This window comes from Proteiniphilum sp. UBA1028 (genome assembly GCF_002316955.1).
Taxonomy (GTDB): Bacteria; Bacteroidota; Bacteroidia; order Bacteroidales; family Dysgonomonadaceae; genus Proteiniphilum.
The window spans coordinates 20,434-32,004 of record NZ_DCEN01000051.1 but is presented as its reverse complement, the minus strand read 5'-3'; the positions used below and the strand labels follow the sequence as shown (position 1 = coordinate 32,004).

Genomic DNA, 11,571 nt, shown 5'->3' with positions numbered 1-11,571 from the left:
TACAACGTAGGGTTGATCAACAACTTCCAGCTCTCCAAAAGCGTGGCTCTTTTCCTGGAACTGGGATGGAGAGTGATGCAGGAAACTTTTGATGGAAGCGGACTTGGCGGAGATTTTGAGTACGACAGCATGTTCACCGGAGTTGCCGGTATCAAATTCGGTTTGGGTGGCAAACAAGACTTCACCCCTGCCGAGCTGATGGACTACAACCTGATCAACGACCTGAACAGCCAGATCAACAGACTGCGTGCAGAAAATGAAGAACTGAGACTCAGACCGGAATCTTGCCCGGAATGTCCTGAAGTACAGCCCACAGTAGTGTCTGAAGGTGTATACGTTCCGAACGTAGTATTCTTCCGCATCAACTCGGCTAAGATTGACAAAGGACAGCAGGTAAGCGTTTACAATACTGCAGAATATCTGAAGGCCAACGAAAATGCAAAAGTAAACATCGTGGCTTACGCTGACAAACAAACCGGTACTCCTGAGTACAACTTCGCACTTTCTGAAAAACGTGCAAGAGCGGTTGCCGATGCATTGACCAACGAGTACGGAATCAACAGCGATCGCATCTCTATCGACTGGAAGGGCGATACAGAACAGCCTTACGCTGAAAACGACTGGAACCGTGTTGCTATCTTCTTTGTTGAGTAATCCAACACAAACCAGATAATAAAAACATCCCGGTTCTCAGGAACCGGGATGTTTTTTTGCTATCAACCGCTCCAAAGGGCGGACACACATCCTTAAACAAGAGGCTGCACCTGTCTGTCTCAACAGCCGGTGCAGCCTCTTATTTCTTTGTGTTCAACAGGAAAAGCTACCGCATCTTATTCTTTGATGTATATGCGCTTTACGCGTGGAGAGATGGAGGTGAGAATTTCGTAAGGAATGGTGCCGATGGTGTCGGCCAGCTCAATCACCGAAAGTCCTTCTCCAAACAAGACAACCGTATCCCCCTCTTTTGCCGGGATGTCGGTGACATCCACCATGCAGAGATCCATGCAGACATTTCCCACAATTGGGGCATAGTGGCCGTTAATAAGCACCTTACCTTTTCTGTTGCCAAATTGCCTGTCAAGGCCATCCGCATATCCAAAACGGATCGTGGCAATTCGTGCATCGCGCGTCAGTTTTTCTTTGCGACCGTAACCAATGGTCTCGTTGGTAGAAACATTTTTAATCTGCAAAATGGTAGTCTTGAGTGTACATACATTTTTCAAGCCATTCAGGCCACTGGCGCTCACGCCGTAGAGGCCAATACCCAACCGGGCCATATCCCAGTGGGTCCCGGGAAAGCGCTCTATTCCTGCCGAATTGAGAATATGTTTATAGATGCCATATTGAAGGCCGGCTTCAATCTCATCGGCAGCATGCTTGAATGTATTCATCTGCTGATGGGTGAATTCGTCGAACAACCAGCTTTCACTGGCCGAAAGATGAGAGAAGACCGAATGTACTTTCAAACCCTTTTGTGCCTTTAAAATTTGCACCATTTCCGGAATTTGCTCCGGCAGGAAGCCCAGCCTGTGCATGCCAGAGTCAATTTTGATATGCACGGGGTAATGGGTGATTCCTCTTCTTTCTGCTTCTTTGATAAAAGCGCCCAGGATGCGGAAATTATAAACTTCCGGCTCCAGGTCGTTCGAAAAGAGCTCTTCGAAGCCGTTCACTTCCGGATTAAGCACAATAACCGGCAAGGAGATACCCTCCTTTCTCAGCATCATACCCTCTTCGGCTACCGCTACGGCAAGGTAATCGCAACGATGGTACTGAAGTGTTTTTGCTATTTCGACGGCACCGGCACCATAGCCGTTCGCCTTCACCATGCAAACCAGTTTTACGCGGGGATCAATTCTCGATTTGTAAAAGTTGAAATTGTGGACGACCGCATCGAGATCAACCTCCAACAGTGTTTCGTGGATACGTTCCTCAAGAAGGGCACCAATCTGTTCAAAGTGATACTTGCGGGCACCTTTCAATAAAATGAGCTCCCGGTACATCTTCTTCCAGTCGCCCGACCGGATAAAATCATCGGTTGTCAGATAGAACGACTTCTCCAGGGTAGTAAACGCATGAGCATTGGCGGATATATCCTGTCCAATGCCGATGATTCTTTCTATGCCGCTCTGTTCCACCATATCGGCCACCTTTTTATACAAAGAGCGCGGAGATACTCCCGTTTGAAGAATATCGGACAGGATAATTGTTTTTTTTAGCGGACGATCCATCTTTCGTTGTTGCTGAAAATCGAGCGCTATTTTGATTGAGTTGATATCGGAATTGTATGTATCGTTGATAACCAGACAGTCATTTTTCCCTTTGCGCACGTCCAACCGCATGGCTACCGGCTCCAGAAGCATCATCCGTTCAGAAATGTCCAACGGGGGTACGTGCAGATAGAGTGCCACCGCCAGACAATTAATGGCATTCTCTATGGAAGCCTGATCGGTAAACGGAATCACGAAGGAATAATCAAAATCGAGAAACGAATAACAGATGGTGGTTGTATCCTCCATTTTCTCGATGCTGGAAATAAAAAGATGTGCATCCCTGTTTTTTCTGGACCAGGAAAAGGCCTTCTGAGAAAGCACCATCATGTCAACACAACGTGACACCAGCTCATTATCTTCGTCGAAAATGAAGACATCGCAGTTGACAAAAAGCTCCAGCTTCTCCAAACACTTCTGCTGCAAGGAGCTGAAGTTTTCCTGATGTGCCTCACCAATTTTAGTCAGCACGCCGATTGTAGGCTTAATAATAGGTTCCAGATATTCCATCTCGTCAGGCATAGAAATACCAGCTTCGAAAATTCCAAGCTCCGCCTGTTCGTCAAGTTGCCAGACTGATAATGGCACCCCTATTTGAGAGTTGTAACTCCTTGGCGATCGAACAATATTAAAACTCTTATCCAGGAGCTGATAAAGCCACTCCTTCACAACTGTTTTCCCGTTGCTGCCCGTGATGCCGATTACCGGAATATCAAACATTGTTCTGTGATACGCAGCAATTTTCTGAAGGGCCCACAGGCTATTTTTTACTTTCAGGAAATTGGCACCCGATAGGTTATCCCATTCCGGAAGTATTTTGGAAACGACAAAATTCCGTACACCCAGTTCGTATAAGTCACTCACAAAAGCATGGGCATCGTTATTTTTGGTCTCGAGCGCAAAAAAAAGTGTTTCCGCCGGAACTGTCAGCTTGCGGCTGTCTGTGAGTAAAGTGGTTATCTCGGCAGGATAGGAGTTGCCGGATGAAATACCCAGGATGGATTCGATTTGTTGAACTGAATATGTCATGATTTGAATTATTTAAGTTGCAGAAGATTCTTCTCCTCTTCGCACGAGATTTCCGGATGTCGTGCTGCAAACAGTTCCAGCTTTTGGAGCAGCTGCGCTTTAAAAATGTGAAACGATTCGGTTCCGGGATGAAGAGGCCGGTGATCAAGCCCGTTTCTGATCTGGCTCCATTCCGCATTCACCTTTCGTGTTTCTTCGGAAAAGAAGGTTTCGGAAAACCGCTCCCATATATATTCCACGGCAAGAGGTGAGGGATGCATCATGTCGCTCCCATAAAAACGATAATCACGCAGTTCGTCCATCATTAGCTCATAAGCCGGAAAATAGCGGACATCATCGGGAAAGCATTGTTGCAAGCTGTCAATTGCCAGATGCAGGATCGACTTGCTCAGCTGATTCCCGTGTGCGCCGTCTTTCCAGTGACGAACAGGGCTTACAGTGAATAAAAACCGGACACCCGGGTTTTCCTCTTTGAGGGAACCAATCACCTCAATCCAGTCTTCTACAATCTCATTCACCGACAAACGAACAGGCAAAAACCTGTCGGCGGGAATCTGGTGACAGTTTCCCACTATTTCTCCGCTCTCTTTCCACCGGTAAGCATGCGCTGTACCAAAGGTAATGAGAAAAAGCGTGGTGGTGCGAATTGCATCGGCTGCACTCTCAAACCTGTCGGATATCTTTCTCAGACATCCACTCTTCCCGATATCCGAAAACTGTCCGTGATGCATGAAGCTGTGATACAATCCATTGTGAAATACAAGCTCGGCCTCCGTAAAGGGAACAGCCGACAATAACCTTCTGATGGAACGGGAAATGGATAACGGATTGTACAGGAAACCAAATGGGTTCACCTCCACCCTGAACTTGTGCAGCATCAGCTGGCCACCGATATGCCCGGAAAAGCAGGACCCCAAAAGCAGGAGTTGGGAAGAATGAGTTATCGGGATATCCGATCGGGGAATTTGTATGGGCGTTCTGAAATCCATTTTTATTGTATTTTCCATACAAAAATAACAACAAACCGACCATTTGCCGCCATCAAACCCATTATAATTTGTGAAAATGAAAAAGGAAAGTATATAAAAAAGGAAAGGTTGTCTCACGACAACCAATCTTCATTGTTAACCTTAAATCTAATACCATGAAAAACACGTTGCAAATATAGGGGATTTTGTGTTATAAAACATAACTTCTGAGCAGAAAATTTCAATATTTCATGCAATTTAACCAAATATTCACCCTTTAAACAGATTTAAACATGCTTTTCCGGTTTATTCAACCTGGAGGACCAACCCTTTCAGGTATTCTCCTTCGGGATGATATATGTTGACCGGATGGTCGGCAGGCTGCGTCAGCTGATGCAGAATCCTTACCTTCCTGCCCGAGATGGCAGCGGCACTGAAAACAGCCAGCCGGAATTGTTCTTTCGTAATCGCCTGTGAACAGGAAAAGGTGAAAAGGATACCACCGGGAGCCAACTTTTCCAGTGCGGAGAGGTTGAGTTTCTTGTATCCCTGCAGCGCGTTATTGATGGCGCCACGATGTTTGGCAAATGCAGGCGGATCAAGCACGATGAGGTCGTACTTTCCTTCTGGCATCTGTTTGAGATACTTAAAAGCATCTTCCGCCACAGCGGTGTGTCGCAGCTCATCGTCAAAATTCAGGGCGACGTTGCGACCAGTAAGAGATACGGCTTTGGGCGAACTATCCACCGAATCCACAGTGGCTGCTCCTCCCCGCAAGGCATAGACAGAGAAGCCGCCCGTATAACAAAACATATTCAACACATGCCGTCCGGCAGCATATTGCTCGAGCAGACTGCGATTCTCCCGTTGATCGATAAAAAAACCTGTTTTCTGCCCCTTGAGCCAGTCGATATGAAACTTCAAGCCGTTTTCCAGCGCAACATCCTCTACGCGGTCTCCTCCCAGGAGGTAGGTATCCACCGCGTTGATCCCGGCTTTGAAAGGCAACGTACCTTCGGATTTATAGAAAATATGTTCCAGCGAATTTTCGGACAGCACCTGCTGCAAAGCATCGGTAATAAGATTCAGGTCTCTGTGCATCCCCACAGAATGGGCCTGGATAACCGCTGCTTTGCCGTATATGTCAATAATCAGCCCCGGAAGGTGATCCCCCTCTCCATGAACCAGTCTGAAGGTGTTGTTGCCGGGTCGCAACAGATGCAGCACCTGTCTCAGCGCGTAGGCCTGTGTAATATTTTTTTTATAGAAGGCGATATCTACAGGTTCATCGTGAAATGACAGGATACGAACAGCAATGCTGCCAACCTGATAGTGGCCCACACCCAGGAAGTTACCGTCGGAGCCCATTACACGCACCACATCACCCTCTTCCAGCCCGTCAGGCTTATGGGCTATCGCCCCCGAGAAAATCCAGGGATGAAATCGTTTTAGGGACTCCTCTTTCTTAGGACGCAACACAATTTCTTTGTATCCGCTCATCGTTTTTTATTGGTTAAATGATTGTAAATACGCAGACAGGCCCAGGCATCGATTGCCGCATAAGACTGTTGCGCCGGGGTGAGTTGGGGTGCTTCCCAATTTGAAAGGCGTTGACTTTTGGAAATTTTTCTGCCGAACAGAATAGCATATATTTTTTGAAGGCTGTTGTCTTCAATACCAAACTTATCCACAAAGACCTGCAGGTCGATAAAGTTTTCCGGTTTGCTGGCAGAGCGTTTGTGTATGGCTGCAAAATCATCGCGTAACGAAAGGCCTATTTTTCTGATATCCGGATTAACCATCAACCCCTCCAGCCCGTCGGGGTACCCTATCCGGTTCAGTCGGAAGAGAAAACAGACTTCTTCCGTGGCAAGTTGCAAAAGTGCCACCTTATGAACCTGCCCCCGCTTGAAAGCCGGTTTTGTTTCGGTATCAAACCCCAATGCAGGCTGGGAGGAGAGATACCTAAGGGCACTGTCCACCTCCTCCTCGTGATCTATCACCACAATCTTCCCGTTGAACTTCTCAACCGGCAGTTCTGCTATTTGCTCCTTTGTTATTGTTAATCCCACAGGTATTCTCCGTTTTGATCTTCGTCGTCTTCCTCTCCTTCTGTATTGCTGGTCTTCAATGCGTGCAACGGACGCAATACATTTACGAGTTTCTGTCCCCAAAAGAGCCGGAAGTTCTCCTTGCAAACATGAATTGCATCCTGCATCTGGCCGGTAAGCTCAAACTGATAGACCGAAACGAAATTCCGGACATCCTGGTAGATATCGGCAATATCTTCCGATATGGTCGCCGTAACCGGCGTATCGCTATATTTCATATCATCCACAAACACATCCAGGTAGATATCTTCTTCTCCCATGGTGGCTGCAATGCGACTGGCCACACGCACATAATCTTCTTCCCGCACAAAGGTGGCCGGCGGCTCATCGTTCAACGGAAAAGTCTCTGGCAGGAGGGAGGCTTTCACGTACAACAAGGGAAGCATCTTTAAGATCCTGTCCACCCACTCGTTGCGTGAAATTGCCTCTTCGCTTTCAAGAAAAGAGGAAATTTCCACCGAGATGGTTACAAAATCTATCACCTCCGGCAGATAAATAATTGCATCATTATCTTTGTTCAACATACCTGTTTGATACCATTTGGTTTCTATCTGCAAATGTACGGAATTTATTTCGTACACGGAAAGGGAGATATTTTAATACGGCATGCATTTTAAGAGAAACTATTTTAAGTGTAGGGGGCTGCGTCATAAAAAATTATATCCGAAAATTGTTTGTTTCAAAAGATTCGGTTAACTTGCACATCCTATGCGACGTAAACTACCGCACAGCACTACTGGATCTGTGTCGGTTTTCATGGTCCTGCTCCCGCAGGAATTGGGTTTGCCGGGAAATACAGGCTTCGGCCCTGCCCATGGCAAATGTTGAGCGATTTAATCTTGTAAAAAAACAATGAAAAATAAAGATTCTGCATCCCGCACGTACGGCCCCGTTCATCTATGGCCTCTGGCACTTATTGCGGCCGGCACAGGAGCATGTTTTGCCGGCGCGGCAGTCTCCCCGGCCTACTGGGATTTCTTCGGACTGTTACTTATCCTCTCGCTGGCATCGTTGCTACTGGGGGTTCTCCCTGGTTTTCTCTTCGGAATACCAAGGCTGAACCGAAACTATGATCCAAGAGAAGATTATGGCCGAACAACAAAGTATACGCCCAATACAAATCTGGAGGATGTATCGGACTGGCTGACAAAGATCATCATCGGCGTTACGCTGACACAGCTTACAAAGATCCCCGGCTACCTGCAAAGCATGGCCGACAGTATTCTACTAAACAGCCAATGCGGAACACCCGATTGCGCCTTAGCCCGGTCTGTGATCATCTCGCTCCTGATCTATTTCTTCGTTGCCGGTTTTATTGGCAGTTACTACTACACCCGGCTATTCCTGCCCAACCTCTTTTCCATCATGGAGGAAAACAGCATCAAAAGAGCAGAGTCTGCCATCTGGGGAGAAGGCGCCAGGAAGATGCTGTACGCTGCCGAAGAGACCTATCCCGGTCAAAAAACCGCTTTCCTGACGGACGATGAGTTAGAAGTGCTGAAAAAGATCAAAGCTCACGACAATGTGTTCTCCGCGCCTCAACGGCTGAGTCATCGTGAAAATGCTGCGGTGAACGTACTGCTTGCAAAAGGTATTGTGGAAGAAATACCCGGCACCCTTTTCCACAGGAGGGGTTCGCTGCGTATAGTCCACGAAGCCATATTGCCGGCACTGAAATAAAAAAGGCATACTGGCAACACATTGCCTGAAGTACATACCGGATTGTATAGTTCCATTTAATTACCAAGACAATGAAACCACCTGTTTTAGGACAAAAGAGATTTCTGACCGATCATTTCGCGACGGAGAGTTTTTCCGAAGAATTGTTCCACGAAGCATATATGCAGGAGATGGATCGCAACCCGCTTTATACCGGAAGACATCTGCTCATTCTCAAAGAGGGAAACGAAAAGGTGGTAAAAACCACAAAATTTCTTGAAACGAAATGGGGCCTTTCGGTCGCCAATACAGCCGACTTCGTGATCGAGACCATCAATGAAAGCAAGATAAAAGATGCAGATGCGCTGTTTTATAACGAACTGGGCATTGCACTATTGGCTACCAGTGACGAAATTATGAAGTTGCTCCACGATGCACAGAACGATTATATCATTGAGCCGGAGAAAGTAGTTTATGTTCCCGATGAAATACCGGCCGACACGGAAATAAGTTCTACGTGGGGCATTGAAGCAATACAGGCAGAGAAAACAGCATACACCGGTGCGGGAATAAAAATCGCCGTGCTTGATACCGGCTTTGACACGAATCATCCCGACTTTACAGGGAGAGACATTACAGCCTTTTCCTTTGTTCCCGACGAAACTGCGGACGACCGGCATGGTCATGGAACACATTGCATTGGAATAGCCTGTGGTCGCACCGATATGCAGGGCACTCGCTACGGGGTAGCAACGGAAGCCAATATTCATGCAGGAAAAGTGCTGAGCAACCGGGGCAGCGGAGCGCAGGCCTGGGTACTGGATGGAATGACGTGGGCAGCAAACAACGGATGCCGCGTTTTATCCATGTCGCTGGGCTCGAAAGTGTTTCCGGGACAAAGCCATGACATTGCCTACGAGAGAGCTGCCCGGTATGCACTTTCCAAAGGAACACTCATTGTGGCTGCAGCAGGGAACGAAAGCAGGCGCTCACAAAACCTGTTCAGCCCGGTCAGCAGCCCTGCCGACTGTCCCTCTATCCTCGCGGTGGGTGCACTGGACTCATCCCTGCAGATTGCCGACTTCTCCAACCGGGCCATCAATAAAAACGGACTGGTCGATATCGCGGCGCCCGGTGTGGACATATACTCCTCCTGGCCTATGCCCATGGGAAACCGCACACTCTCCGGAACCAGCATGGCCACGCCGCATGTGGCGGGCATAATTGCTCTCCTTTGCGAAAAATTTCCCAATGCCACACCGGAGGAAATCAGTGAAAAATTAATCAGGATGGCAATCAGCTTACCTTTACCCGCGGAAGATGCGGGCGTGGGACTCGCCATCGCACCTTGATACAGAAAAAAAATGAAACGGATTGTCATCACTATTTCTGCCTATTATCTCGACCGGCTGGATATTGTAGCCGAGAATTTGCGGGAAGAGGGCGTTACCATCACCCGCCTCTATGAGTTTGGGGTAATCATTGGATATGCCGAGGAGGAAACAATCGACAAAATACGTCATCACGAGGAAATCGTCTCTTTGACAGACGAGAAAGAGGTAAACATGCCTCCTCCCGATGCCGACGTACAGTCGTTACCGTCCGGATAAAATCGAAAAGAACCGGTCGCCCAAAAAAACAACCAAACATTTTGAGAATCCGTTTGAAAATTATATCTTTGCAGACGTAAAGAAAGAGGGAAGCAGGAGACACCGCTTCCTTTTTTATTCATGGCTGCATCATATGATCGAAAAAAGATTAATTACCGACCTTGCGGAGGAATATCTGAAGGATTCTCCCGATTATCTGGTCGATGTGATTGTGGGAGCTGACAATACGATCACCGTAGAAATTGACAACGATAAGGGGGTCGACATTGAAGAGTGTGTGTCGCTGAGCCGCCATCTGGAGTCGAAGCTCGACCGTGATAAGGAGGATTTTGAGCTTACAGTCACGTCTGCCGGGCTCACCTCTCCCTTTAAGACGCAGCGCCAGTACAAAAAGTTCGAGGGGAAAGAGGTAGAGGTACTCGGCAAAAACGGACAAAAGGCGACAGGTTTTTTAAAATCATCCGATGCAGAGGGATTTACTCTCACCGTCACCAAAAAAATAAAGCCTGAAGGCGCCAAACGAAAGACCGAAATCACAGAAGATCTTCGCTTCGCGTTCGAGGAGGTAAAACATACAAAATATCTGATAAGATTTAAATAATATATGGGCAAGAAGAAAGAAACCATAAGTCTCATAGATACTTTTTCCGAATTCAACGAACTGAAGAATATCGACAAAGCGACGTTGATCAGTGTGCTCGAAGAGTCGTTCCGCAACGTGATATCGAAGACAATCGGTACAGACGAAAACTACGACATCATCATCAACCCCGACAAGGGCGACCTGGAGATATGGCGAAACCGGACCATCGTAGAAGACGATCAGCTGGAGGACCCCAACCTGGAGATCACCCTGTCTGAAGCGTTAAAAATCGACGAGGATTTTGAAGTAGGCGAAGAGGTGACCGACGAGGTGTCGCTGGAGCATTTCGGACGGCGTACCATTCTGAACCTGCGTCAGACTCTGGCATCCAAGATTCTTGAGCTGGAGAAAGATAATCTCTACAACAAGTACAAGGAGAAGGTAGGCGAGATTGTGTCGGGCGAGGTCTATCAGATCTGGAAAAAGGAGTTGTTGCTGCTCGACGACGAGCACAATGAACTGATTCTGCCCAAAACAGAACAAATTCCCAGCGACTTCTTCCGCAAGGGAGAGCATGCCCGTGCCGTGGTGGCCCGTGTGGAAAATAAGAACAACAATCCCAGGATTATTCTTTCCCGCACATCGCCCGTATTTCTGGAGCGGTTATTCGAACAGGAGATCCCCGAGATTGCCGACGGGCTCATCACCATTAAAGGAATCGCCCGCATTCCGGGTGAACGTGCCAAGGTGGCCGTGGAGGCCTACGACGACCGGATAGATCCTGTGGGAGCCTGTGTGGGCATGAAAGGATTCCGTATTCATGGCATTGTACGCGAACTGCGCAACGAAAACATTGATGTGATTAACTTCACCAACAACACCTCGCTTTTTATTCAGCGTGCGTTAAGCCCGGCCAGGATCAACTCCATTACCGTGAAGGAGGAGGAGCGTCGTGCCGAGGTCTTTTTGAATCCCGAAGAGGTGTCGCTTGCTATTGGTAAGGGAGGAGCTAACATTAAGCTGGCTTCCATGCTTACCGGATACAATATTGAGGTGTTCCGCGATATCGACGACGTGGACGAAGAGGATATCTACCTTGATGAATTCCGCGATGAGATCGACGGCTGGGTAATAGACCAGTTGAAAAAGATCGGATGCTCCACAGCTAAAAATGTGCTGGCCACAAGCAGGGAGCGGCTCATCAAGGAGGCCGATCTGGAAGAGAGTACTGTGGACGAAGTACTGGCTATCCTGCGCTACGAGTTTGAAGAAGAAGAGGAGAACGGCACTGAGGAAGAAAACGGTGCGGAGGAATAAAGACTGATCCACGATAATATACTG

General features: G+C 47.7%; 11 protein-coding genes. 6 read left to right on the top strand and 5 right to left on the bottom strand.

The genetic code is table 11. From position 1 onward, the window contains the following. A partial coding sequence (locus B3Z75_RS09610; protein ID WP_294070829.1) for an OmpA family protein occupies nt 1–654 on the top strand: 654 nt, incomplete at its 5' end. A 176-nt stretch (nt 655–830) separates the two neighbouring features. On the opposite strand, the gene B3Z75_RS09605 is transcribed toward B3Z75_RS09610, so the two are convergent. The 5 genes from B3Z75_RS09605 to B3Z75_RS09585 all read right to left on the bottom strand — a co-directional run bounded on the left by B3Z75_RS09605 (nt 831) and on the right by B3Z75_RS09585 (nt 6,935). Continuing rightward, entirely contained in the window at nt 831–3,299 is a 2,469-nt protein-coding gene (locus B3Z75_RS09605; RefSeq protein ID WP_294070826.1) for a bifunctional UDP-N-acetylmuramoyl-tripeptide:D-alanyl-D-alanine ligase/alanine racemase, read from the bottom strand. A gap of 8 nt (nt 3,300–3,307) precedes the next feature. Continuing rightward, on the bottom strand, nt 3,308–4,288 hold the full coding sequence (locus tag B3Z75_RS09600; RefSeq protein WP_294070823.1) for a GSCFA domain-containing protein: 981 nt from the start codon (nt 4,286–4,288) through the stop codon (nt 3,308–3,310). A gap of 285 nt (nt 4,289–4,573) precedes the next feature. Further along, nucleotides 4,574–5,767, bottom strand: a complete 1,194-nt coding sequence (locus tag B3Z75_RS09595; RefSeq protein WP_294070820.1) for a class I SAM-dependent rRNA methyltransferase — start codon at nt 5,765–5,767, stop codon at nt 4,574–4,576. After that, nucleotides 5,764–6,339, bottom strand: a complete 576-nt coding sequence (locus tag B3Z75_RS09590; RefSeq protein ID WP_294070817.1) for a 3'-5' exonuclease — start codon at nt 6,337–6,339, stop codon at nt 5,764–5,766. The genes B3Z75_RS09595 and B3Z75_RS09590 overlap by 4 nt, the downstream gene beginning before the upstream one ends. After that, nucleotides 6,330–6,935: a DUF5063 domain-containing protein gene (locus B3Z75_RS09585; protein WP_349676035.1), complete on the bottom strand. Its 606-nt coding sequence runs from the start codon at nt 6,933–6,935 to the stop codon at nt 6,330–6,332. The genes B3Z75_RS09590 and B3Z75_RS09585 overlap by 10 nt, the downstream gene beginning before the upstream one ends. Before the next feature lie 295 nt (nt 6,936–7,230). Here B3Z75_RS09585 and B3Z75_RS09580 point away from each other — a divergent pair, with 295 nt between their 5' ends. The 5 genes from B3Z75_RS09580 to nusA all read left to right on the top strand — a co-directional run bounded on the left by B3Z75_RS09580 (nt 7,231) and on the right by nusA (nt 11,547). After that, on the top strand, nt 7,231–8,058 hold the full coding sequence (locus tag B3Z75_RS09580; protein WP_294070814.1) for a hypothetical protein: 828 nt from the start codon (nt 7,231–7,233) through the stop codon (nt 8,056–8,058). Between the two features lie 71 nt (nt 8,059–8,129). Continuing rightward, nucleotides 8,130–9,389, top strand: coding sequence for a S8 family peptidase (locus tag B3Z75_RS09575; protein WP_294070811.1), 1,260 nt, complete (start codon nt 8,130–8,132; stop codon nt 9,387–9,389). A gap of 12 nt (nt 9,390–9,401) precedes the next feature. After that, nucleotides 9,402–9,647: a hypothetical protein gene (locus B3Z75_RS09570; RefSeq protein ID WP_294070808.1), complete on the top strand. Its 246-nt coding sequence runs from the start codon at nt 9,402–9,404 to the stop codon at nt 9,645–9,647. A gap of 133 nt (nt 9,648–9,780) precedes the next feature. Continuing rightward, entirely contained in the window at nt 9,781–10,248 is a 468-nt protein-coding gene (rimP, locus tag B3Z75_RS09565) for a ribosome assembly cofactor RimP (RefSeq protein WP_294070881.1), read from the top strand. A 3-nt stretch (nt 10,249–10,251) separates the two neighbouring features. Then, a complete protein-coding gene (nusA, locus tag B3Z75_RS09560) occupies nt 10,252–11,547 on the top strand; it encodes a transcription termination factor NusA (protein WP_294070805.1) in 1,296 nt (431 codons plus the stop codon). The last annotated feature ends 24 nt before the right edge of the window (nt 11,548–11,571 follow it).